Origin of the sequence: Bacillus sp. FF-1, assembly GCF_028548245.1 — a bacterium.
Classification (GTDB): Bacteria; Bacillota; Bacilli; order Bacillales; family Bacillaceae_G; genus Bacillus_A; species Bacillus_A paranthracis.
This window is the reverse complement of the sequence record NZ_JAQQGG010000003.1, coordinates 175090-199625: the sequence shown is the minus strand read 5'-3', so window position 1 is coordinate 199625 and position 24536 is coordinate 175090. Positions and strand designations below refer to the sequence as shown.

Annotated in this window: 27 protein-coding genes and 1 riboswitch; of the genes, 20 read left to right on the top strand and 7 right to left on the bottom strand. The window is 35.7% G+C overall.

Annotated elements, in window-relative coordinates; genetic code table 11:
- Positions 1–3 precede the first annotated feature (3 nt).
- On the top strand, positions 4–564 hold the full coding sequence (locus PQF83_RS11415) for a L,D-transpeptidase (RefSeq protein WP_001146558.1): 561 nt from the start codon (positions 4–6) through the stop codon (positions 562–564).
- 66 nt (positions 565–630) lie between these two features.
- Entirely contained in the window at positions 631–870 is a 240-nt protein-coding gene (locus tag PQF83_RS11410) for a DUF3894 domain-containing protein (protein ID WP_000281163.1), read from the top strand.
- A gap of 72 nt (positions 871–942) precedes the next feature.
- Here the strand turns inward: PQF83_RS11410 and prli42 are convergent, their stop codons facing one another.
- Positions 943–1035, bottom strand: a complete 93-nt coding sequence (gene prli42 / locus PQF83_RS11405; protein WP_000549038.1) for a stressosome-associated protein Prli42 — start codon at positions 1033–1035, stop codon at positions 943–945.
- 190 nt (positions 1036–1225) lie between these two features.
- Between prli42 and PQF83_RS11400 the strand changes: the two genes are divergently transcribed.
- Both PQF83_RS11400 and PQF83_RS11395 read left to right on the top strand, forming a co-directional pair.
- On the top strand, positions 1226–1771 hold the full coding sequence (locus PQF83_RS11400; RefSeq protein ID WP_001993297.1) for a GNAT family N-acetyltransferase: 546 nt from the start codon (positions 1226–1228) through the stop codon (positions 1769–1771).
- A 127-nt stretch (positions 1772–1898) separates the two neighbouring features.
- Positions 1899–3017 carry a tripeptidase T gene (locus tag PQF83_RS11395; RefSeq protein WP_000609811.1) on the top strand — a complete coding sequence of 373 codons (1119 nt, stop codon included), beginning with the start codon at positions 1899–1901 and terminating at the stop codon, positions 3015–3017.
- Between the two features lie 43 nt (positions 3018–3060).
- On the opposite strand, the gene PQF83_RS11390 is transcribed toward PQF83_RS11395, so the two are convergent.
- Entirely contained in the window at positions 3061–3261 is a 201-nt protein-coding gene (locus tag PQF83_RS11390; protein ID WP_000842869.1) for a hypothetical protein, read from the bottom strand.
- Positions 3262–3405: 144 nt separating this feature from the next.
- On the opposite strand from PQF83_RS11390, the gene PQF83_RS11385 reads away from it, so the two are divergent.
- Positions 3406–4644, top strand: coding sequence for a DNA polymerase IV (locus PQF83_RS11385; RefSeq protein WP_001208839.1), 1239 nt, complete (start codon positions 3406–3408; stop codon positions 4642–4644).
- A 41-nt stretch (positions 4645–4685) separates the two neighbouring features.
- Here PQF83_RS11385 and PQF83_RS11380 read toward each other — a convergent pair whose 3' ends face one another.
- From PQF83_RS11380 to PQF83_RS11370, 3 genes are all read right to left on the bottom strand, one after another.
- Positions 4686–5387, bottom strand: coding sequence for an MgtC/SapB family protein (locus PQF83_RS11380; RefSeq protein ID WP_000262356.1), 702 nt, complete (start codon positions 5385–5387; stop codon positions 4686–4688).
- 75 nt (positions 5388–5462) lie between these two features.
- The gene (mgtA, locus tag PQF83_RS11375; protein WP_000933487.1) at positions 5463–8168 is read right to left on the bottom strand and encodes a magnesium-translocating P-type ATPase; all 2706 of its coding nucleotides are present in this window, start codon (positions 8166–8168) and stop codon (positions 5463–5465) included.
- A 330-nt stretch (positions 8169–8498) separates the two neighbouring features.
- Positions 8499–8666, bottom strand: a riboswitch (M-box (ykoK) riboswitch).
- A gap of 163 nt (positions 8667–8829) precedes the next feature.
- Complete coding sequence (locus tag PQF83_RS11370) at positions 8830–9081, bottom strand: DUF3932 family protein (RefSeq protein ID WP_000656493.1); 252 nt, start codon at positions 9079–9081, stop codon at positions 8830–8832.
- A gap of 189 nt (positions 9082–9270) precedes the next feature.
- On the opposite strand from PQF83_RS11370, the gene rnz reads away from it, so the two are divergent.
- The 4 genes from rnz to sdaAA all read left to right on the top strand — a co-directional run bounded on the left by rnz (position 9271) and on the right by sdaAA (position 12494).
- Positions 9271–10194 (top strand): ribonuclease Z, encoded by a 924-nt coding sequence (gene rnz / locus PQF83_RS11365; RefSeq protein ID WP_000397443.1) that lies wholly within the window; start codon positions 9271–9273, stop codon positions 10192–10194.
- 560 nt (positions 10195–10754) lie between these two features.
- Complete coding sequence (locus tag PQF83_RS11360; RefSeq protein ID WP_154214285.1) at positions 10755–10892, top strand: hypothetical protein; 138 nt, start codon at positions 10755–10757, stop codon at positions 10890–10892.
- Positions 10893–10937: 45 nt separating this feature from the next.
- The gene (gene sdaAB, locus PQF83_RS11355) at positions 10938–11597 is read left to right on the top strand and encodes an L-serine ammonia-lyase, iron-sulfur-dependent subunit beta (protein ID WP_000877446.1); all 660 of its coding nucleotides are present in this window, start codon (positions 10938–10940) and stop codon (positions 11595–11597) included.
- A gap of 18 nt (positions 11598–11615) precedes the next feature.
- Complete coding sequence (gene sdaAA, locus PQF83_RS11350; RefSeq protein ID WP_000489463.1) at positions 11616–12494, top strand: L-serine ammonia-lyase, iron-sulfur-dependent, subunit alpha; 879 nt, start codon at positions 11616–11618, stop codon at positions 12492–12494.
- A gap of 50 nt (positions 12495–12544) precedes the next feature.
- On the opposite strand, the gene proI is transcribed toward sdaAA, so the two are convergent.
- Entirely contained in the window at positions 12545–13384 is an 840-nt protein-coding gene (gene proI / locus PQF83_RS11345; protein WP_000027265.1) for a pyrroline-5-carboxylate reductase ProI, read from the bottom strand.
- Between the two features lie 165 nt (positions 13385–13549).
- On the opposite strand from proI, the gene PQF83_RS11340 reads away from it, so the two are divergent.
- Positions 13550–14503 carry an MBL fold metallo-hydrolase gene (locus PQF83_RS11340; protein ID WP_000125145.1) on the top strand — a complete coding sequence of 318 codons (954 nt, stop codon included), beginning with the start codon at positions 13550–13552 and terminating at the stop codon, positions 14501–14503.
- Positions 14504–14512: 9 nt separating this feature from the next.
- A complete protein-coding gene (locus PQF83_RS11335) occupies positions 14513–15307 on the top strand; it encodes an SDR family oxidoreductase (RefSeq protein ID WP_000147806.1) in 795 nt (264 codons plus the stop codon).
- A gap of 30 nt (positions 15308–15337) precedes the next feature.
- On the opposite strand, the gene PQF83_RS11330 is transcribed toward PQF83_RS11335, so the two are convergent.
- On the bottom strand, positions 15338–15523 hold the full coding sequence (locus tag PQF83_RS11330; RefSeq protein ID WP_001003229.1) for a YqzH family protein: 186 nt from the start codon (positions 15521–15523) through the stop codon (positions 15338–15340).
- A gap of 223 nt (positions 15524–15746) precedes the next feature.
- Here PQF83_RS11330 and argC point away from each other — a divergent pair, with 223 nt between their 5' ends.
- The 9 genes from argC to PQF83_RS11285 all read left to right on the top strand — a co-directional run bounded on the left by argC (position 15747) and on the right by PQF83_RS11285 (position 24039).
- Positions 15747–16784 carry an N-acetyl-gamma-glutamyl-phosphate reductase gene (gene argC, locus PQF83_RS11325; RefSeq protein WP_000861266.1) on the top strand — a complete coding sequence of 346 codons (1038 nt, stop codon included), beginning with the start codon at positions 15747–15749 and terminating at the stop codon, positions 16782–16784.
- A gap of 10 nt (positions 16785–16794) precedes the next feature.
- The gene (gene argJ / locus PQF83_RS11320; RefSeq protein ID WP_000241356.1) at positions 16795–18018 is read left to right on the top strand and encodes a bifunctional glutamate N-acetyltransferase/amino-acid acetyltransferase ArgJ; all 1224 of its coding nucleotides are present in this window, start codon (positions 16795–16797) and stop codon (positions 18016–18018) included.
- 11 nt (positions 18019–18029) lie between these two features.
- Positions 18030–18797: an acetylglutamate kinase gene (gene argB, locus PQF83_RS11315; protein ID WP_001286785.1), complete on the top strand. Its 768-nt coding sequence runs from the start codon at positions 18030–18032 to the stop codon at positions 18795–18797.
- On the top strand, positions 18794–19954 hold the full coding sequence (gene argD / locus PQF83_RS11310) for an acetylornithine transaminase (protein ID WP_000623327.1): 1161 nt from the start codon (positions 18794–18796) through the stop codon (positions 19952–19954). The genes argB and argD overlap by 4 nt, the downstream gene beginning before the upstream one ends.
- Positions 19955–19966: 12 nt before the next feature.
- Positions 19967–20917: an ornithine carbamoyltransferase gene (gene argF / locus PQF83_RS11305; protein ID WP_000108891.1), complete on the top strand. Its 951-nt coding sequence runs from the start codon at positions 19967–19969 to the stop codon at positions 20915–20917.
- A gap of 349 nt (positions 20918–21266) precedes the next feature.
- The gene (locus tag PQF83_RS11300; protein ID WP_000249940.1) at positions 21267–22202 is read left to right on the top strand and encodes a WXG100 family type VII secretion target; all 936 of its coding nucleotides are present in this window, start codon (positions 21267–21269) and stop codon (positions 22200–22202) included.
- Positions 22203–22218: 16 nt separating this feature from the next.
- Positions 22219–22749: an ankyrin repeat domain-containing protein gene (locus tag PQF83_RS11295; RefSeq protein ID WP_000353923.1), complete on the top strand. Its 531-nt coding sequence runs from the start codon at positions 22219–22221 to the stop codon at positions 22747–22749.
- Positions 22746–23066: an immunity protein Imm33 domain-containing protein gene (locus tag PQF83_RS11290; protein WP_000749724.1), complete on the top strand. Its 321-nt coding sequence runs from the start codon at positions 22746–22748 to the stop codon at positions 23064–23066. The genes PQF83_RS11295 and PQF83_RS11290 overlap by 4 nt, the downstream gene beginning before the upstream one ends.
- Positions 23067–23520: 454 nt before the next feature.
- Positions 23521–24039 carry an SMI1/KNR4 family protein gene (locus tag PQF83_RS11285; protein ID WP_001067166.1) on the top strand — a complete coding sequence of 173 codons (519 nt, stop codon included), beginning with the start codon at positions 23521–23523 and terminating at the stop codon, positions 24037–24039.
- Positions 24040–24536: the final 497 nt, after the last annotated feature.

Genomic DNA, 24536 nt, shown 5'->3' with positions numbered 1-24536 from the left:
TCTATGCCGTATCTTCTCTCTTTCCTATTATGTCTTTCTTTATCGCCTATTTGGCCTCTTGGTGATAATCCGCGTGCCGGTGATCCTTTCATTATTGTAAATAAAGCGACGAATAAACTAGCTTATATTGACGATGGAAAGATTCAAAAGGTTTTTCCAGTCGCGACAGGAAAAACAAATGAATTAACCCCAGAGGGAACTTTTGATATTGTAATGAAAGCAAAGGACCCATATTATATTGCGAAGAATATTCCTGGGGGATCACCGAAAAATCCACTTGGATCTAGGTGGATGGGATTCAATGCAAGAGGAACTGATGGGAGTAAATATGGAATACATGGAACAAACCAACCGAGTTCAATTGGAAAGTATATTTCACAAGGATGTATAAGAATGAAGAAAAATGATGTGGAATATTTATTTGATCGCATTCCAATTGGAACGAAAGTATGGATTGTAAAATCGAAAAAGTCATTTCAGCAATTGGCAAAAGAAAAAGGAGCCATTGCATATGAAAAAGTCAACGAAAAAGTTGGCTTTTTCTATTGTAATAAGTTGTCTTGACATGTGTACATAACCATGCGTTAATGAGAGTATAGAAAGATAAAATGAGATAAAGGGGTTGCTCATATGTACTTGAATCCAAAACTTTCGTATATGCAGTTTTTTATGGGATTTCTATTTATTATTACATTCATATTGGCAACTTTTAATATATGTTCTTATCTTGTAGCGATTGTATGTATGGCATTACTTAATCTTACTTTTGTTATTGGGGCATTTCAGCAGAAACAATATACAAGTTTTGTGATAGCACTTGTAATGTCATTTTTCTTTAGTATTGTAGCGATTGTGCTTTACATAAAATAAACCATCTCGATTTCGAGATGGTTTATTTTATTATGTGTAAAAAGTAAAAAAAGGACGAACAGATCGTCCTTTTTACCAAAACATACTTGCGCCAGCAAGTAATGTTGTTACAAGCATAGAAATTAGCATTACATAAATCATAACTTTTTGAGCTTTTTTATGCATCGTTAAACCTCCTTGCAAATCAGTACAATATCATTGTAACGAGAAATGATATTGTGGACAAGAGGGAGAGAAATGACAAAATTCGAGAAGTGTGTGTAAAGTATAACAGGAAATTTGTATGTACATAGAGAATATATAAGAATGATAGGGTATAAGTTTTTTGTTATGCAAGCTGAAGAATGGAGATACGATGATGAAAATATATGAAACAAATCGTTTACATTTAAGGGAAATTGATGAGTCGTATGCTGAAAAAGTTCTTCAATATTACGACAGAAATCGTGAATTTTTAAAAGCCTGGGAAGAGTATAGACCGGATGATTTTTTTACGTTAGATTATCAAAAGAAAAAGTTACAAAAGGATAGAAAAGAGATCGCAGAAGGTAAAATCATCAGACTTTGGATTTTTAAAAAAGGTGATGATACGAAAATAATTGGATGTATTTCATTTAATTTAATTGTTCGTGGAATTTACCAATCTTGTGTACTCGGCTATAAATTAGATAAGGAAGAGTTAAACAAAGGTTATACGACAGAAGCGCTTAGAAAAGCGATTCAAGTTGCTTTTGAGGAATTTCAATTACATCGTATAGAAGCACCGATTATGCCACGAAATTTAGCATCTATACAAGTCGTAACGAAGATAGGTTTTCAGTATGAGGGCGTGTCTAGGAAGATGTTAATGGTTAATGGAGTGTGGGAAGATCATATGCGCTGGGTATTGTTAAATGAGTAATAGAAAGCAGATGGTTATCTAGACATATAAACCGTCTGTTTTTTGTCTTGTATTTCGAAACTTTTGCGAAATTCTGTTATAATTAATAGTGTTACATACATAATGGTAGTGCAGGAGGCGCAGTCTTATGATTAATCAAGAACGTTTAGTAAATGAATTTATGGAGTTAGTACAAGTAGATTCTGAAACGAAATTTGAAGCAGAAATTTGCAAAGTATTAACAAAGAAATTTACAGATTTAGGTGTAGAAGTATTTGAAGATGATACAATGGCTGTTACTGGGCATGGCGCAGGTAACTTAATTTGTACATTACCAGCAACAAAAGATGGTGTTGATACAATTTACTTTACTTCTCATATGGATACAGTAGTTCCTGGTAATGGAATTAAGCCTTCTATTAAAGATGGATATATCGTATCAGATGGTACTACGATTTTAGGGGCGGATGATAAAGCGGGATTAGCATCCATGTTCGAAGCAATCCGTGTTTTAAAAGAAAAAAATATCCCTCATGGTACAATTGAATTTATTATTACAGTTGGAGAAGAATCTGGTCTTGTTGGTGCAAAAGCATTAGATCGTGAGCGCATTACAGCGAAATATGGTTACGCGTTAGATAGCGATGGGAAAGTTGGCGAAATCGTTGTTGCAGCTCCAACACAAGCGAAAGTGAACGCGATTATTCGCGGGAAAACAGCTCATGCTGGTGTAGCACCAGAAAAAGGTGTATCTGCAATTACTATCGCAGCGAAAGCAATTGCGAAAATGCCACTTGGTCGTATTGATTCTGAAACAACTGCAAATATTGGACGTTTTGAAGGTGGTACACAAACGAATATCGTTTGCGATCATGTACAAATCTTTGCAGAAGCGCGTTCTTTAATCAATGAAAAAATGGAAGTACAAGTTGCGAAAATGAAAGAAGCATTTGAAACAACTGCAAAAGAAATGGGCGGCCAAGCAGATGTTGAAGTAAAGGTTATGTATCCAGGATTTAAATTTGCTGATGGCGATCATGTTGTAGAAGTTGCAAAACGCGCAGCTGAAAAAATTGGTCGTACACCTTCTCTTCACCAAAGTGGTGGCGGAAGTGATGCAAACGTAATTGCTGGACACGGAATTCCAACAGTTAACTTAGCAGTTGGTTATGAAGAAATTCATACAACAAACGAAAAGATTCCTGTTGAAGAATTAGCGAAAACAGCAGAATTAGTTGTTGCAATCATAGAGGAAGTAGCGAAATAATATAACAAAAAAGCGTGTAAATCAATTGTGATTTACACGCTTTTTACTTTGATTCGATTGCTTTTACAAGGCGGATAAGCCAATACAAGAAAATCCATGGCAGTATGTAAGTTGTTACTACATGGACTAGACGAGGAAAGAAACCAGCTATGTTTATATCAAATATAGGAAGAAGTAAATAATTGATTGCGACGATTAGTATAATTATGAGAAACGTATAATTGAGTTTATCAGTTGATTTCATAATAATCACCCCTAATTACAAAAATATCCACTTCATTTAAATTATAGCAATAAATATGATGGAAAAGAACAAGTAATAATTATAATTATTGTGCAAAATTTGCTATAATAAAAGAACGAACGTTCTGATTAGGGGGTGAGTACTATGCGAGAAATGTATCCAAAAAAAGGTCGTGTTATTTTACATGTAGATATGAATTGTTTTTTCGCATCTGTTGAAATTGCTCATGACTCATCGTTACAAGGGAAGCCGTTAGCGGTTGCTGGAAATGAAAAAGAAAGAAAAGGAATTATCATAACATGTAGTTATGAGGCGAGAGAATATGGAATACGTACAACGATGCCACTTTGGGAAGCGAAAAGGTTATGTCCGCAATTAATTGTAAGGCGCCCTAATTTTACATTATATCGCGAAGCTTCATTTCAAATGTTTCAAATTCTTTCCCGTTTTACGGAAAAAATACAACCAGTCTCAATAGATGAGGGGTATTTAGATATTACAGACTGTTACGCACTCGGTTCACCTCTTGAAATAGCAAAGATGATTCAGCAGGCGTTATTAACAGAATTGCAGCTTCCGTGTAGCATCGGGATTGCTCCGAACCTTTTCTTAGCAAAAACAGCTTCTGATATGAAAAAGCCTCTCGGTATTACCGTGCTCCGAAAACGAGATATTCCAGAAATGATTTGGCCACTTCCGGTTGGAGCGATGCATGGAATTGGAGAAAAAACAGCTGAGAAATTAAAAGATATTCATATACAAACAATTGAACAGTTAGCAAAAGGAAATGAACATATCATTCGCGCTAAAATTGGAAAGCATGGTGTTGATTTACAAAGAAGGGCAAAAGGTGTGGATGATAGAGAAGTTGATCCGAGTCAAATGGGACAACATAAAAGCGTTGGTAATTCGATGACTTTTTCAAAGGATATGGATGAAGAAAAAGAATTACTTGATATGTTAGAAAGGCTATCAAAATCAGTGAGTAAAAGATTACAAAAGCGAACTCTTGTCAGCTATAATATTCAAATTATGATTAAATATCATGATAGGCGGACAGTAACGAGAAGTAAGCAATTGAAAAATGCCATTTGGGAAGAACGAGATATTTTTCAAGCGGCCTCTCGTTTATGGAAGCAACATTGGGATGGCGATTCCGTTCGTTTATTAGGTGTTACAGCTACTGAAATAGAGTGGAAGACTGAATCGGTGAAGCAATTAGATTTGTTTTCATTTGAAGAAGATGCGAAAGAAGAGCCGCTACTTGCTGTCATTGATCAAATTAATGATAAGTATGGAATGCCGCTTTTACAACGAGGTAGTCAATTATTACGTAAGCAAGAAAAGTCTTTTCAGCAAAAATTAGAAAATAAGTTTATGTAGAAGGTGTCATGAAGCTGTAAATATCATGACACCTTTTATGTTCAACTTGCTTCTAAATCTAATAAAGTTTTCCAACCAGCTGCAGTAACGCCAGATTCTAATAGCATTCTGCTCACTATTTTTTCAATTAAGACTGCTGTATTTGTGTTGCAGTGTAATGTCGCTTGTATACATACTTTTTGATTAGAATCTACGTCTTCACTATACAATTCTTTTAAACCAATGCCTTCAGAACTTACCATATGCATAAGTAAAAAACGAATATGGGCTTCATGTTCTTCTGAACAAGTGAGAGAAAGTAAGTAGTTCGTTTGTTCAGGTGATTCTTCTTTTGATTTCTGATTCATAAAGAGAGCGATTGGGCGAAGTAGTATGTTTGCTAGTAAAACACCAGCTGCACCTAATATAGCTGCAATGAGGAAACCAGCGCCTGTAAGAGTACCAACAGCAGCTGCGCACCATAGGGTAGCCGCAGTATTAAGCCCCCTAATACTAAAACCATCGCGGATAATAACGCCGCCTCCTAAAAAACCAATCCCACTGACGACTTGAGAGGCAATACGTGAAGGGCTAGCATCGTGATCAATCATGACGGATAATAAAACAAATATACAGGCACCAAGTGATACGAGAGCATTTGTCCGTAGCCCAGCCATCCTATGTCTCCATTGTCGTTCCATTCCGATGCAAGCACCTACAATAATTGCAATAAATAATCTTAGTACAATGTCATACCATACCATCATGGTCACCTCCATACATATAAGTCCAAGTTATGTTTTTGAGAATGAGCGGGAAGCACCCGCTCATTCTCATTTTTATAACCAGCTATGAAACTTTTTAATATAAAGATTTTTTAGGAATTGTGTTAAGAAAGCATAGCCTAATAGTATCCCTACTAACCAAGGGAAATAGCTAAGTGGTAATGCTTGTAATCCAACGGCTGCTCCAAGTGGCGAGAATGGAATATAAATTCCGATTATCATAATACAAGCGGTTAATAAAAGAACCGGTACTGATGCGGTACTTTGAATAAATGGAATCTTCTGTGTTCTTATCATGTGAACAATTAAAGTTTGTGTTAGCAATCCAACGACAAACCAACCAGATTGGAATAATGATTGTTCGCTAGCTGTATTTGCACTGAAGACGTTCCACATGACCACATAGGTGATGATATCAAATATGGAACTAATGGGACCGATGCAAATAATGAAGTTCCGTAAATTTGCAGTATCCCATTTTCTTGGTTTTTCTAAAAACTCTTTATCCATTTTGTCCCATGGGATAGACAGTTGTGAAATATCATAAAGTAAGTTTTGAATTAAAAGGTGAATGGCAAGCATCGGCAAGAAAGGAATGAAGGCACTTGCTACTAACACACTAAATACATTTCCGAAGTTAGAGCTTGCTGTCATTTTAATGTATTTCAAAATATTACCGAATGTAGTGCGTCCTTCTAAAATACCTGCTTCTAATATCATTAAACTTTTTTCAAGTAGAATAATATCGGAAGACTCTTTTGCAATATCAGTTGCAGTATCAACACATATGCCAACGTCAGCTTCCCGTAACGCTACGGCGTCGTTAATGCCATCTCCCATATAACCTACAGTGTGTCCGTTTCCTTGTAATACTCGTATAATGCGGGATTTTTGCATTGGATTTAGTTTAGCAAAAACAGTTGTTTCTTCGGCTAGCTTTGCTAATGCTTTATCAGGTAAAGCATCGATTTCGTAACCAAGGATAGGCTCGCCAATATTTAATCCAACTTCTTTACATACCTTTTTTGTCACGATTTCGTTATCACCAGTTAAAATTTTTACTTGTACACCATGTTTTTGTAATGCTTGAATGGCAGTAACGGCAGATGGTTTCGGCGGATCTAAAAAGCCAATATATCCAGCGAGAATCATATCATTTTCATCTTGTACGGCGTACTCTTTATTATTTGTTGGTCTATTTTTTTTATAAGCTACAGCAATAACGCGCATACCTTCACTATTCAAAGTTTCACTTAGTTGTTTTACATGTAAGCGCATGTCATCGGTAAGAGAAGCAATTTTGCCATCTATTTCAGTGTAGTTGCAAATAGATAAAATTTCTTCTACAGCCCCTTTACAGACCATTGTATGTTCACCTGAATTGTTTTTTATAATGACGGACATACGCCGACGAGCAAAGTCAAATGGAATTTCATCTAGCTTTTGAAAAACAGATGGATCAAATTTTTGATTTTCTTCTGTATGTTTTATAACGGCTTTATCTATTAAATTTTTCAATCCTGTTTGATAGAAGCTATTTAAATAGGCAAAGTGTAATACACGATTACATGTATTACCATTAGGATTTAAGTGCCGAACAAGTACAACTTTATCTTCTGTTAAAGTTCCTGTTTTATCGGTACAAAGAATGTTCATAGCACCTAAGTTTTGAATAGAATTCAGCTGTTTTACAATTACTTTCTGTTTAGACATGTTAACGGCACCTTTAGCTAAATTAGCAGTCACAATCATTGGTAACATTTCAGGTGTTAGACCAACTGCGATTGCAATAGCGAAGAAGAAAGCTTCTTGCCAATCCCCTTTTGTGAATCCGTTAATGAGAAGAACGATAGGTGCCATAATAAGCATGAATGTAATTAAAAGCCAGCTTACTTTGTTTACACCTTTATCAAAGCTTGTTTCTACGCGCTTACCGATTACTTTATTTGCTAAAGAGCCAAAATACGTATCGGTACTTGTGGAGATGACAACCGCTCTTGCGCTACCACTTACAATATTTGTCCCCATGAAGCAAAGATTTTCCATATCGAGTGGATTGTAATTTTTTTTCGTGCTTTTCGGTAATAGATGTTTATTTTCTGTATGGTAGCAGTTTTCGTATTTTTCTACAGGAAGTGCTTCTCCTGTTAAAGAAGATTGGTTCGCAAATAAATCTTTAGCCGATAAAATACGCACATCAGCTGGAACAATGTCTCCGGCTGAAAGTGAAATAATATCGCCAGGTACAAGTTCCTCAATTGGAATTTCCGTTGTATCAGTTTGCTTTAAATTTTTTACATTTTTTGTTTCGTGTACAAATCCATCTATTCTAAAGACACTCGCCGTTGTTCGAACCATAGCCTTTAACTGATCTGCAGCTTTTTGAGAACGAAATTCTTGTAAAAAGCGAATCGTTGCACTTAGCATTACCATTACAGATACGACAATCGTTCCTTGTATGTCATCTGTGAAAAAAGAAAGTGCGCCGAGAGCTAATAAAACAAAAATAAATGGATTTTTAAATGCCAGCAGAAATTGAATGTACCACGGTGATGTTTTATTATGAGCTATTTCATTAAGGCCATATAAAGAAAGTCTACGAGACGCTTCTTCTTTAGAGAGTCCATTTTCTGTTGTTTCTAAAAGTCGTAACGCTTTGTTTGCATCCTGCGTTGCGACTTCCACTAATAATTTGTGATTTGTTTTCATACAATCTTGATCGTATGAATGTTTCGTTTCTTGTTTTTGTAAATTTAACATCGGTAGTTCCTCCTTTTTCATGAAGGAGGAAACAAGCTGTTACTCGACTATTTAAAATTAGGAGGAACAGTTTCTTTCCTACCTACATGATGAAATATTAACGTAAAACATATGGGTATCTGGGCCGAATCATCAATTGCCAACTGTTCCTCACCTCCGTACAATTTAGTAGTTTCTGAATATGCTATGTTTGTTTCATAGTAAGGTGCATATATACGTAAAAAGACCTTTACTCAAAACGAGTAAAGGTCTGAATTCGTAGTTAAAAGAGTCCACGACAAAGACTGTTAGTAAATATAGATTAAAACAGTTTTGTGTATGACAAAATATACGCACCTCTCCCTCGTTGAGTTTTAGCACTGTATAGCATAGGTACTGAAACCAGCTACGTTAAAAAAGGCCTTCATTCCGACCTTTCCTGTTGACCCATTGGCGTCTCTCGACATTTTTGGGCAGCAGCGTTTCTCTATACAGGAGCCTCACCTAACAGAGACCATATTCAATTACACGTTGAATGTTAGCACTGAAATTTTGTAGTGTCAATATATTTTTTTGAAAACTCAAATAGATTCATCTTGGCTATATAGTAGGAAATAAGTTTGGAAAATAAATACCGTAATAAACATAAAAAAAGCACTGATTACAGTGCTTTTTTTATAGATTATGAGATTGTAGCATTTTCAAAAATAACAATTTCTGAACGATTTGTTGTTGAAACACGTTGTGCATAATATGTTAAAGCTGAAGAAATATATGTTGGTAACGAGTCATTTGTATGTGTTGTTGTATATTCATGGATTAATTCTTTCAAAGTCGTCCATTCTAATTGTGCTGGGTGATCAGACACGAAAGAACTTACCCAGCGATCAAATGAAGATGAAAAATCAGTTTGTAAACGAAATGCTTCTTTCATAATAAAACGCTCCCTTAAAATGTAGTATAATCATTTTAACATAAAACACGAACGATTGCTAAGTTTTTTGAGTATAACGTTCGTGATATATAGTTGTCTAGATGATTGGTTATGTAAATTCGATTTGCCATTTGAAATAACATTCCGTAAGATGAAAGGTAGATTATATAAAGAGCTGGAGGAAAGAAAGTGGAATTTGTATTTTTAGGAACTGGTGCAGGTGTTCCTTCGAAAGGAAGGAACGTTTCAGCAATTGCTTTGCAATTGTTAGAAGAACGAGGACAGACTTGGTTATTTGATTGTGGCGAGGCGACGCAACATCAAATATTACATACATCAGTACGTCCACGCCGCATTGAAAAAATATTTATTACGCATTTACATGGTGATCATATTTTTGGATTGCCTGGTTTATTAGGAAGCCGTTCGTTCCAAGGAGGGACTACACCTCTAACAGTGTATGGACCAAAAGGAATTAAACAATTTATTGAAGTCGCATTATCAGTAAGTACGACACATGTAAAATACCCGCTTGAAATTGTTGAGATAACAGAAGAAGGTACTGTGTTTGAAGATAATGAATTTCATGTGGAAACGAAAAGATTGTCACACGGTATTGAATGTTTTGGGTATCGTATTATAGAGAAAGATATACAAGGCGCCCTTTTAGTCGATAAATTGCTGGAGATGGGCGTGAAACCAGGTCCACTCTTTAAACGTTTAAAAGATGGAGAAGTGGTTGAATTGGAAAATGGTACGATACTAAACGGAAAAGATTTTATCGGCCCACCTCAAAAGGGAAGAATTATTACCATTTTAGGTGATACGAGATATTGTGAAGCGAGTAGAGAGCTAGCACAAGACGCTGACGTACTTGTTCATGAAGCAACTTTTGCAGCAGAAGATGAACAACAAGCTTATGATTATTTTCATTCCACATCTAAGCAAGCTGCAAGTATTGCACTTCAGGCAAATGCAAAACGATTAATATTAACTCATATTAGTTCTCGTTATCAAGGGGATACATATAAGGAATTATTGAAAGAGGCAAGAGAGCTATTTTCTAATACAGAAATAGCTACAGATTTAAAATCATTTCCAGTGGACAGATAATAATGTTGTGAAAAAATGGTGACGAAAGGTTGCCATTTTTTTATTTCTAAAAAAAAATAAAAATAAAACTGTTATCATTTTACGCTTATATAGGATGAAACAGAAAGTTTTAATGATGTAAAGATATAAGATGAAACAACATAGTATCGATTGTTTAGAAAAACTGTTATATAAGTCGGACGACATACAAGTAGTACAAATAGCAAAAATGGATTGTTATTCAGAACTTTTAAAATTCATTAAAAGTAAGCGTTTTATTAAAAACAAGCTATAATGAGGACAGATTATAATTTACTGTAGGCTACATGTGTTTGAGACGTTTATCATAACAAGTGAAGTTGAATAAATTGTGAGAGGGCAACATGGAAATTATAATAGGAAGGACATTACTATTATTTGTATGAAGCCTTTTTCACTTTTTAGCTTTAAGGCATCAAAAGGTATGAAAGCAATGGGCGTTTCACTTGTTTATGCTATGCTTGTAAGGGGTTCTGTGTTAAACTTTGGATTGCTACAAGACTTTACTGTAGATTATCTTATATTATGTGTAAATGAAGGTAATGCTAAGTTTCTTATTTCATATTATAACTGGTATTATTTCAGGATATATCGCTTCACTGTTATTCAAAAACGATCCAATTCGTATAGCGGAACAAATTCGTAGTACAACTGGAAAAGCAACCGATTTGGTAGCTTAATAGAATAGTAAAAAATTTTTTCATAGAGGTTTAGGGGGAGTTATGATGAAGTATCGCTCAGTATTTGATATTATCGGTCCAGTTATGATTGGTCCATCAAGTTCACATACAGCAGGCGCAGCAAGAATGGGGCAAGTTGCTCGCCAGCTGTTTCGTCATGAACCAGAAAGAGTAAGCATTTCATTATATGGATCATTTGCAAAAACGTATCGTGGGCATGGTACAGATGTAGCGCTAATAGGTGGGATATTAGGGTTTGAAACAGATGACTTACGTATTCCAGAGGCGCTAGAAATAGCAAAAGAGCGCGAAATTGAAGTGGAATTTATTGAAGAGGATGCCAATGCACCTCACCCAAATACAGCGAGAATTCGTTTGTATAAAGGTGAAGAAGAAATTGAAGTTGTTGCTTGCTCAATTGGTGGCGGTAAAATTGAAGTTGTAGAATTAAACGGATTCGATCTTCAATTATCAGGCACGAGTCCAGCACTACTTATTGTAAATAACGATCGCTTCGGTGCTATTGCAGCAGTAGCTTCAATCCTTGCGAAACACGAGATTAACATTAGTACAATGAGTGTTTCTCGTAAGGAAAAAGGAAGAAGAGCGCTTATGGTCATCGAAACAGATGAAATATTAGCAGATGAAGTGATTGAAGAAATAAAAGCGCAACAAAATATTTGTCAAGTAACTATTATGGAATAATTGCAGGGGGGACACACCATGTTTCGGAACGCAGCGGAACTAGTGGCGCAAGCTAAAGAACAAAATGTAAAAATCGCAGAAATTATGATTCAATGTGAAATGGAAACAAGAAGTATTTCACGTGAAGAAGTAATTGCTGGTATGGAAAAGAACTTAGTCGTGATGGAGCAAGCGGTAGAACGTGGTATTCGCGGAGTGAAATCACCAACTGGTTTAACTGGTGGAGATGCTGTAAAAGTTCAGGCGTATATGAAGAGTGGAAAAGGCTTATCTGGAGATACGATTTTGGACGCAGTGAGTAAAGCTGTTGCAACAAATGAAGTAAACGCAGCGATGGGAATTATTTGTGCAACACCAACAGCAGGGTCTGCTGGAACAGTGCCAGGTGTACTATTTGCACTAAGAGAAAAATTGCAGCCTACACGTGAAGAAATGATTGAATTCTTATTTACAGCGGGAGCTTTCGGTATGGTTGTTGCGAATAACGCTTGTATTTCTGGTGCAGCGGGAGGATGCCAAGCTGAAGTTGGTTCAGCAAGTGGAATGGCAGCTGCAGCTGCAGTTGAAATGGCTGGTGGAACACAAGAGCAAGCAGCTACAGCGATGGCAATTTCATTAAAGAACATGCTTGGTTTAGTATGCGATCCTGTTGCAGGACTTGTAGAAGTACCTTGCGTAAAACGTAATGCAGCAGGAGCTGCAAATGCAATGATTTCAGCTGATTTAGCATTAGCTGGTGTAACGAGTACGATTCCATGTGATGAAGTGATTGAGGCGATGTTTAGAATCGGACAAACGATGCCAGTAGCACTTCGTGAAACAGCTGAAGGTGGACTTGCAGCAACACCGACTGGTCGCCGTCTGCAAGAAGAGATTTTTGGGAAGACGAATAACTAAAAATATATGTTTATAAAAAATGGAGCTCAAGTAAGATTGAGCTCCATTTTTTATTTTTCTTTTGTTAATTGTTCTAACGTTTCCCCAAGGTTATGTGATCGTTGCGCTGCCTGTGTAATACAGGAAATAAGCGCTTGTTGAAATTGGTGTTCTTGTAATACTTCAATACCCGCTTCGGTCGTTCCACCAGGAGAGGAAATTTCCTTTCGCAAAATAGACGGGTGTTTTTCACTTGCTTTTAGCATTTCAGCAGCACCAATCATTGTTTGGAGAATAAGTGACTTTGCAACATCTTCTTTTAAACCGATTTTTTTTGCAGCTTCTTCCATCGCTTCTACTACGTAATAAATATAAGCAGGCCCGCTTCCGGATAAGGCAGTGACAGCATGCATCTCTTCTTCCTCTACAACAGAGACGAGACCGATCGTTTCAAATAAAGCTATGGCAGTTTGAATATGTTCCTTTGTTGCATGTTTTGAAGATGAGATAGCAGTAGCTGATTTTAAAATAGCTGCAGATGTATTTGGCATGGCACGAATAATCGGAACGTCTTTTTGAAGTAGATTTCTAATTGAATGAGTAGAAACACCTGCTAATAACGAAATAATAAGCAGGTTATTATGTATGTCTTCTTTAAAAGGGGTAAGCGCTTCTGCAACATCTTTTGGCTTCATTGCTAGAAAAAGAATATTTGTATTAGTAAGTAGTTCTTTTTTATTATGTGTACCTTTGACACCGTATTTGTTATGTAGCTCCTGTAACCTTGTCTCATTAGAACGATTACTTACAGTAATTTGTTCGCCTTTCACAACATTTGCATGTAACAAGCCACCAATAATCGCTTCAGCAATAGAGCCCGCACCGAGAAAGGAAATGTTTTGAATAGACATGATGTTCCTCCTTTAATTTTGGTTAGAAATTCTTATAAATGTACATACATTCGTTTTTTTCTAGGAAACACCTCTTTTTATCTGAAAATAATGACAAATATATAAGGAAGTTGTAAACTGAAGAAGTATTCATTTTTGAACCGGAAAGAGACAGGGGGGCTAAGCATGACGGCGATTCACCGAATGGAGATTCCTGTGCCATTTGCAGTTGAAACTGTAAATGTGTTTTTAGTTGAGGGGGAGACATTAACATTAATTGATACAGGGACGAATACAGAGGAGGCAAGAAGTGCGTTAGAGAGTCAATTAGGTGCATTAGGATATGCGCTAGAAGATATTGAAACAGTAGTCATTACGCATCATCATGCGGATCATTGTGGGCTTTTAAATATATTTTCTGAGAAAACGAACATTATTGGACATCCTTGGAACGAGCCGTGGATTACGCAAAATCCAGAGTTTTTAAAGCGGTATCATGAGTTTTTTAGAGAGACAGCCTTGCAATTTGGTGTTCCAGCAGCGTTTTTGAAAGACGAGGCGTTATTGACGACAAGGACATTGAAATATTCTTGTAATAGATCGTTAACGCATACTGTGAGAGAGGGAGATCGTATTGATTCAATGCCTGGTTTTACAGTAATTGAAACACCAGGTCATGCTTCCACTCATATTTCATTATATAGAGAATCTGATGGAATATTAATTGGCGGGGATGCTCTCATTAGTCATATTTCTTCGAATCCAATATTAGAACCACCATATGAAGGACAAACAGAAAGGGCACGCCCATTATTACAATACAATCAAACGTTAAAGCGTTTAAGTGAAATGAATATTTCGCGCATTTTATCAGGACATGGAGAAGATGTTCTAAATGTGAAACAACTTATTGAAACGAGATTACAAAAGCAAGAAACACGTGCATTTAAAGTGCTTGAGTTATTAAAGGAAAAACCAATGACAGCATTTGAAGTATGTGTAAAACTATTTCCGGTATTATATAAGGAACAATTGCCACTTACTATTTCAGAAACGGTTGGACAATTAGACTTTTTAGCATATAATCAACAAGTGATGATTGATGAATCTTCGCAACAATTGATTTATTATGCAAAGTAGGTGACAGCAATGACGGGACGTTTACAAAATAAAGTAATCGTCATTACAGGTGCTTCTAGTGGAATTGGAGAGCAAGTTGCAATGCAAGTTGCAGAGCAGGGAGCGACTCCAGTATTAATGGCTAGAACAGAAGAGAAATTAAAAGCGCTAGCAGACAAAATTAAAGAAACTTATAATACGCCTTGCTATTATTATGTATTAGATGTAAGTGAAGAGACGGGGATAAAATCTGTTTTTTCAAAGGTATTACAAGAAGTGGGACGTATTGATATATTAGTAAACAATGCGGGATTTGGTATTTTTAAAACGTTTGAAGATGCGTCAATGGATGAAGTGAAAGATATGTTCCAAGTAAATGTATTTGGATTAGTAGCTTGTACGAAAGCAGTTCTACCTTATATGGTGAAAAGAAACGAAGGGCATATTATTAATATTGCTTCACTTGCTGGGAAAATTGCAACGCCGAAATCAAGTGCGTATGCAGCGACGAAACATGCAGTATTAGGATTTACCAATAGTTTACGCATGGAGTTATCCAGTACGAATGTTTTCGTAACAGCGATTAATCCAGGTCCGATAGATACAAACTTTTTTGAAATAGCTGATCAATCCGGTACATATGTGAAAAATATGGGACGATACATGTTAAAACCAACATATGTAGCAGAGCAAATTGTAAAATCAATGCAAACGAAAAAGCGTGAAGTAAATTTACCGAAATGGATGGGCATTGGTCCGAAACTTTATGCATTATTCCCAGGTTTATTTGAGCGTGTTGCAGGTAAAGCATTAAGTAAAAAATAGGAGATTTCCATATGGAAATCTCCTATTTTTTTATTTTCCAGTCACATAATCGTAAACGATATCCTCAACTGCCTCGTATACATCAATTTTAGTATTTGAATGAATTATTGCTTGAATATGTTTAACAAGCATTTCCTGATCCTCATTTGACATAGGACTACATTGATATTGCTGAAAACTTTTTATAATCATTTTCTCAATTAATTTTTCATTCATGTTTTCCCCGCCTGTATGTACGTATGTATTGTTTTATTGTACTTGAAGTGAAATAAAAAAACTACTATGCACTATTTTTGTATAAAAATTCGGTTGTGCATATTATTTTTCTAGTAAAATTAAGTTTTTTAAGTTTATAAAATTTATAAATATTTAATTGACTCTATAAATATACAATATTATAATCATACTTAATTTAAAGAATCGATATGAGGAGGAGCATATGAAGGTCGCGATTATTGGAGCAACTGGGTATGGAGGTATTGAATTAATTCGGTTATTAGAGCAACATCCATATTTTTCGATAGTATCTCTCCATTCTTTTTCACAAGTTGGTGAGCGTATAACAAATGTATATCCGCATTTTCAAAATGTTCTTGTTCATACGTTACAAGAAATTGATGTGGAGGAAATAGAGAAGGAAGCAGAAATTGTATTTTTAGCAACCCCAGCAGGAGTATCAGCAGAGTTAACTCCCAAATTATTAGCAGTAGGCTTAAAAGTAATTGACCTATCTGGAGACTTTCGTATGAAAGATCCTTTCATATATGAACAGTGGTATAAAAGGGCAGCTGCAAAAGAAGGAGTCCTTAGGGAAGCTGTATATGGGTTAAGTGAATGGAAAAGGTCCGAAATTCAAAAGGCAAATTTAATTGCAAATCCAGGATGTTTTGCTACAGCTGCATTATTAGCGATATTACCGTTAGTTCGTAGCGGCATAATTGAAGAAGATTCCATTATTATTGATGCGAAATCAGGAGTATCTGGAGCAGGAAAAACGCCAACAACGATGACTCACTTTCCTGAGTTATACGATAACTTGCGTATTTATAAAGTAAATGAGCATCAACACGTTCCTGAGATTGAGCAAATGCTTGCGGAGTGGAATAGGGAAACGAAGCCAATCACGTTTAGTACACATTTAATACCGATATCACGGGGGATTATGGTTACACTTTATGCGAAAGTAAAACGAGAAATGGAAATAGAACAACTTCAAAAATTATATGAAGAGACGTATGAACAATCAGCTTTTGTTCGAATTCGCATGCAAGGAGAGTTTCCAAGTCCGAAAGAAGTGAGGGGCTCAAATTATTGTGATATGGGGATAGCTTACGATGAAAGAACAGGAAGCGTGACAGTCGTTTCTGTTATAGACAATATGATGAAAGGTGCGGCTGGGCAAGCGATTCAAAATGCAAATATAATAGCGGGACTAGAAGAAACAACAGGTTTACAATATATGCCGCTTTATTTATAAGGGGGACATGATGGTTAAAGTAGCGTCTATTACAAAATTAGAAAATGGTTCGATTGTAACACCAAAAGGTTTCTCGGCAATTGGCACTGCAATTGGTTTGAAAAAGGAGAAGAAGGATTTAGGGGCAATCATTTGTGATGTACCGGCATCATGTGCTGCTGTTTATACAACAAATCAAATACAAGCAGCCCCCTTGCAAGTAACGAAGGATAGTATAACGACTGAGGGGAAATTACAAGCTATTATCGTCAATAGTGGAAATGCAAATGCTTGTACAGGGATGAAAGGATTACAAGATGCATACGAGATGCGTGCATTAGGGGCGGAACATTTTGGAGTGAAAGAAAATTATGTTGCAGTAGCTTCAACAGGTGTAATTGGTGTTCCGTTGCCGATGGATATAATCCGAAAGGGAATTGCAACTCTTATCCCGGCGAAGGAAGAAAATGAAGCTCATTCTTTTTCTGAAGCAATCTTAACGACGGATCTTATAACGAAAGAAACTTGCTATGAGATGATGATTGATGGAAAGAAAGTGATGATTGCTGGTGTTGCGAAAGGTTCAGGGATGATTCATCCAAATATGGCAACGATGCTAAGTTTTATTACGACAGACGCTCATATAGAGCATGACGTATTGCAAACCGCATTATCACAAATAACGAATCATACATTTAATCAAATTACGGTGGATGGCGATACTTCTACGAATGATATGGTCATCGCTATGGCAAGTGGATTATCAGAAACGAAACCAATCGATATGGAACATGCAGATTGGGAAACTTTCATATTTGCCTTACAGAAGGTATGTGAAGATTTAGCAAAAAAAATTGCACAAGATGGTGAAGGCGCTACGAAGTTAATAGAAGTAAATGTGCTAGGAGCTCAAACGAATGAAGAGGCAAAGAAAATCGCAAAACAAATAGTCGGTTCGAGTCTTGTGAAAACAGCAATACATGGTGAAGACCCAAACTGGGGGCGAATTATTAGCAGCATTGGACAAAGTGAAGTAGCGATTAATCCAAATACAATTGATATTACTCTTCAATCTATCGTTGTGCTGAAAAATAGTGAACCTCAAATGTTTTCTGAAGAGGAAATGAAAGAGAGATTACAAGAAGATGAAATAGTCATTGATGTGTATTTACATTTAGGTGAAGAGACCGGATCAGCTTGGGGCTGTGACTTAAGTTATGAATATGTGAAAATAAACGCTTGTTATCGTACATAAGGAGAGGGAAGATGAGCGATTATATTGTAGTGAAATGCGGCGGTAGTATGTTGGATCAATTAAATGATGTGTTTTTTGATTGCATAAAGAAATTACAACAGAAGTATAAAGTAGTGATTGTTCATGGTGGTGGCCCAGAAATTGATGCCCAATTAAAAGATTGTAACATCAACGTAGAAAAAAGAGATGGATTACGGGTAACACCAAAAGAAGTTATGGATGTTGTTCAAATGGTGTTATGTGGAAGTACGAATAAAAAACTCGTAATGAATTTACAAAAGCATAATTTACGAGCGGTAGGTTGTTCAGGATGTGACGGCAATCTACTTCAAGTTCAACCTGTCAGTGAGGAGATAGGATATGTGGGAGAAGTAAGGTATGTCGAAACGGCCTTACTAAAAGGATTAATAAATATGAATTATATTCCTGTTATTGCTCCGGTCGGCATAAATGATAATGAGATTTATAACATAAATGCGGATACCGCTGCAGCTGGGATTGCGGCCGCATTATCTGCAAAAGAACTCATTTTTATTACAGATGTAGATGGGGTATTGCATGAAGGAAAGTTAGTAAAGAAAACCGACGAATTTGAGATTGTTAATTTTATAGAAAACGGTGTTATTACCGGTGGGATGATTCCGAAAGTACAGGCAGCACTAGCATCATTAAAAATGGGAGTGCAAAAGGTTAGTATCGTAAATGGGATGAAGGATTTTACCGAGGTTACAGGTGAGTGTATCGGAACGACGGTAACGAGGGGCGTGAGTATTGCATGATAAGTCATCTTTTTCAAACGTATGGGAGAAGAAAGATTGAGTTTGTAAAGGGAAAAGGAACGAAAGTCATTGATAATAACAGTAAGCAATATTTAGATTTTACATCAGGAATTGGTGTATGTAATTTAGGACATTGTCATCCTACTGTTATGAAAGCTGTACAAGAGCAACTGCATGAAATATGGCATATATCTAACCTGTTTACAAACAGCTTACAAGAAGAAGTCGCGTCATTATTAACAGAAAACATAGCATTAGATTATGTGTTCTTCTGTAATAGCGGGGCAGAGGCGAATGAAGCTGCTTTGAAGCTAGCCCGTAAGCATACTGAAAAATCTCTCGTCGTAACATGCGAGCAATCTTTTCACGGTAGAACATTCGGAACGATGAGTGCGACGGGACAAAATAAAGTGAAAGAAGGATTTGGTCCGCTCCTTCCCTCTTTTTTACATACGCCTTTTAACGATATAAAGGCATTAGAGGAAGTAATGAATGAAGAAGTTGCGGCAGTAATGATAGAAGTTGTTCAAGGAGAGGGAGGAGTCATACCTGCTGATCTATCTTTTTTGAAAGCGATTGAAGCATTATGTAAGAAGTTCGGGTCCTTATTTATTATAGACGAAGTCCAAACAGGAATCGGAAGAACAGGGACATTATTTGCTTACGAACAAATGGGAATAACGCCTCATATCGTTACTACTGCTAAGGCGCTTGGAAATGGCATTCCAGTTGGAGCAATGATTGGCCGGAAAGAACTTGGAATATCGTTTCCTGCAGGGTCACATGGTTCAACGTTTGGGGGAAATTATATTGCAATGGCTGCGGCGAAAGAAGTATTGCAAATAATTAAAAGACCATCGTTTTTAAAAGAAGTAAAGGAAAAGGGCGAGTACGTATTACAGAAGTTGCAAGAGGAATTACGACATGTCGAATGTATTCAAAATATACGTGGTAAGGGGCTTATGGTTGGAATTGAATGTACGCATGAAGTTGCAAGTTTTATAGAACAACTAGAAAAACAGGGACTTCTCGTATTACAAGCAGGACCTAATGTTATAAGACTATTACCGCCACTTATTGTAACGAATGAAGAACTAGAACAGGCAGTATATATGATAAAAAAAGTAGTTTGTACAAAAAACGTATCAATCATATAAGGGGGAATTTTCATGTCAACTGTACAAGTACCGAAATTAAATACGAAAGACCTTTTAACATTAGAAGAACTAACGCAAGAAGAAATTATTTCTTTAATTGAGTTCGCAATATATTTAAAAAAGAATAAGCAAGAGCCTTTACTGCAAGGCAAAATATTAGGTCTTATCTTTGATAAACATTCAACTCGTACTCGTGTATCTTTTGAAGCAGGAATGGTACAGCTTGGGGGACATGGTATGTTTTTAAGTGGAAAAGAGATGCAAATGGGAAGAGGAGAAACTGTTTCAGATACTGCGAAAGTATTATCGCAGTATATTGACGGGATTATGATACGTACATTCTCACATGCGGATGTAGAAGAGCTTGCAAAAGAATCGAGCATACCTGTTATTAATGGATTAACGGATGACCATCATCCTTGTCAAGCATTGGCAGACTTAATGACAATATACGAAGAAACAAATACATTTAAAGGAATAAAATTGGCTTACGTAGGTGATGGAAATAATGTATGTCATTCATTGTTGTTAGCGAGTGCAAAAGTTGGAATGCATATGACTGTTGCAACGCCTATAGGGTATGAACCGAATGAAGAGATTGTAAAAAAAGCGTTAGCGATTGCCAAGGAAACAGGAGCTGAAATTGAAATTTTACATAACCCTGAATTAGCGGTGAATGAAGCAGATTTCATTTATACTGACGTTTGGATGAGCATGGGGCAAGAGGGCGAAGAAGAGAAATATACGTTGTTTCAACCATACCAAATCAATAATGAACTTGTTAAGCATGCGAAGCAAACATATCGCTTCTTACACTGTTTACCTGCCCATCGTGAAGAAGAAGTAACAGGCGAAATTATAGATGGGCCAAAATCTATCGTATTTGAGCAAGCTGGTAATCGATTGCATGCGCAAAAAGCATTATTAGTAAGTTTATTTAAAAATGTAGAAGAGCTTTCCTAAAGGATGTATACCCCAGTTGCTAGATACGAATAAAAACTGGGGTGTTTTTTATGGTTAAATTCTTTTTAGAAGAGAAAGTAAATACGGTAAAAAGATATTACTTTGAGTATATACTGAATGTACTTAATTATATGGATAGAGGGAGGATATCTATTAGAGAAACAGCTACTAAATTTTTTGTATAACCATTTGTGCCTAGTTTACCAGGAAGGCCTTTTACTTCACATACACTTCGTTTGCCGTTAAGCAGGTTTTATGTAACATGAAGATTTTTAGATATTCTGAAATTTCTATATTTACATTTTTTTCTTTTTGTCTCATAATTTTAATGGGGAGAGGGAGGGAAAAAATGGTTCAAATTAAAGTAACACCTGAAATGCTAGAAGAAGTTGCGAATCGTGCAAGTAATACCCGAATCGCATTAGAATCTATACATAATAATTTATGTAATGAAATAGATCAGTTGTGTTTTCAGTGGATTGGTGCCTCTAATCAACAGTTCATTCAACTGTTCAATGATGCGAGACCAAAAGCTTTTGCATCTATTCATTCACTTGTAAAAGTAGAGGAAGATTTGAAAAGAATTGCTGAAAAATTCCGCAATACAGATAATCAAAATGTTACAATGGAACAAGGAGCGATGTGTGGACCACTATCGTCAGAAAAAGAGGATTTTGATGGTGAAAAACTTGCTAGGGATATAGTAGGTGAAATAAGTGGTGAGTATGATATTCGTCGTGCTTGGGATGGGATTGATCCATCTACTGGCGAAAAACTATCTACTTTGGATAGAGTATTTGCTGGAGGAATGGCAGTAGCAGGGCTTACACCCTTTGGAAAGATAGCTAAAGTAGGTAAAGGAGTTAAAATGACTGCTAAGGCTGCTGAGGCTGTGAATAAAGCTAAAAAAGTACCTGTGGAGAAAGTCAATGGAGTTAAGGATACTGTAAAAGCTACAGAGGATAGTATCGTTACTAAAAAACCATATAGTAAAAGCAGGCCTAGTTATGGAAAAGGTCAGGTTGAAGAAGTGTGGGAAAATGCGAAAGATTCTATCGATGGGAAAGTTTATGATCCATCAGGTGTAGAAATAATTTGGGATAAATCTAAAACAAGAAGTGGTCAATGGGATATGGGGCATATACCAGGAGAGAAATATTCTGATATGCATGAATTGTATATGAATGAGATTATTACAAAAGAAGAGTTCTTAAAGTGGTATAGAAACCCTGAAAACTATCGACCGGAATTGCCAAGTACTAACCGAAGTCATAAGTATGAATGAGAGGGTGATAGTATAAATGGATATTAATAAAGCTGATTATGGGACTATTATAAAATTCGGGAATCTTAAATTATTTTTAGAGAAGCTAAAAATTGAGGGAAACTGTATTGAAGAGATTGTAGATTCAATTGATAAAAATGGTATTAGTTTACTTGAAAAATCATTAATTAGTAGAAAGTTTGATATAGCAAACTTTCTATTGGATAATGGTGCAAAGGTTAATATAATTTCTAATGATGACTGTAATGAGTTTCACTATTTAGCAGCAAATATTAATTGTCAAGGTGCGGTTGAAGTAGCTTGTAGGCTGGTTGATATGGGGGTAGATTTGAATTTAAAAGATAAAAAATTTGGTAATTCTGCAATATGGTCTTTATGTCAAGAAGTATTAAAAAAAAGAACAAAGGAGGGAAATGATTTAATAGTAAAATGTTTGGGAAAACGACCGAATATTAATGATGAAAATAAATATGGATATTCATTAAGAGATTTAATTGAAGAACGTGGAACAGATGATATGAAAAAAGTTTTGGAGATGATTGTTTGAAAAAGAGTAGTGGATTAGGTGGTAGCGTTGTATCTAAGAATATTTTACAAAATAAAGGGAATGTGAAATGGTGTATTAAAGAACAACCAGTTAATGCTATCGATAATGGATGGAGATTTTTGTCGGAAATAGATACAGATGAATATCTTGCTGATGCATCAAATATGTCAGTTTGTGATTGGGGAACTATTATTGAAATAGAACCAGCGGTAATGAATATTTTTAATATGCCAATTGGCACAGATATTACTTTACTAAATGAAAATAATAAAAAGTATTTTGTTTATACTGATTCGGGAGAAAAAGTAGATTTTTAAGAAGGTATTTTAGTGATTAGTACAGCTATATATCTACTAGCATAAAACTTTATGCATATAAGTATATATTTTAAGAAAATAAAAGAATCAATAATCTATACTATGGAATTGGGTAAAATTCTATTGAAACCTTGATTGGCTATATGTCTTTCAAGGTTTTTTAGTAATCTAAAAAGTTTCACATAAAAACTTATGATTTTAAATTAATATTCAAATATGACGACAATGCATTGGGAAATATGTATTTCAAGGTGTTGCATAAGAATTACCTCCCCCCATTAGTCGATAGTTGGTATATTATTAAAAAACTCTAAACTTATTAAGTAAGAGAGGATAACGAATTAAATGATTAAGCCTTTATATGCAGAAAATATTATAGTGGGTGTAGAATATAAAAATATGTTCAATTGGTTATAAACCTACAAAATTTAAGTTTGTAGAGGAGGAGTAGACGATGAATAATTGGAAAGATAAGATAGCTACAATGATTTTAGTGAAGCAGGAGCTAATGAAACAAGATGTAGAAAAAATATGGCCAAACCATTTTCCGGAGGTGGGAGCAAATGAAAAATCTATTCGCATTATTGAACAAGAATTGGGATATAAACTTGATTTAATGTATAGAGAATTTCTTCAATATGCCAATGGATGGGCAGGTTTTTATCAAACGGTGGATTTATTTGGTACGGAGCAATTAAAGGAATCAGCTATAATGGATTATGCTCAGGTACTATTAGAAGCTATAGATGATGTTGTTTTAGAAGAAAGCGGTGTTTTAAGGCCGGAGCTATTACCAATAGCAGTTTCGGAATTTGATAGGGATTTATTTGTTTTATGTTTACCTAATTCTTCTAGACCAGGAGAGATAATTTGGTTTGCGGGTGAAGAAATAGATAGATTTGAGAATTTTGACGAGTACTTTTTAGCAATGATCGACTATAATAGAGAAGAGATATTAGCTTTAAAGGGGTAGTTTATACAGTCATGTTTTTTAAGTGTCTGTTACTGTACAGCTATAAAAACATAAATACTAATACAGCTAAAGCAAAATATATTTGAAGTGAACAGAAAAGAAAATGGATATTAATTGTTAAGATATACAAGTTTTAAGGTTAAGATAAAATCTAGTGCAACTTAAAAACAATATGAACTGAAAGTACTTGATTGTCGATTAAAGGCAACAAGTGCTTTTTTCGTCTTGATATAAAAATAAATGAAATGGGACAAACATTAGGAGAATAAATAAGAACAAAGCTGCTCAACTTGAACTGTACCGCAATTGTTAGACACGAATAACAATTTGAGGTGCACTTTTTTATCTCTTCCGGCAAGAAGACTCCATCTGATTTGTGTTACGGGTGAAACCCAACAATTCAGGTGGAGATGAATTGCCGTCAGTAGGTAGGCTGAACGCTTTTGTTTCGTTCATAACAATTTTTGAGGGCGAATGTTTGTTTCTTTTTGTCCTAC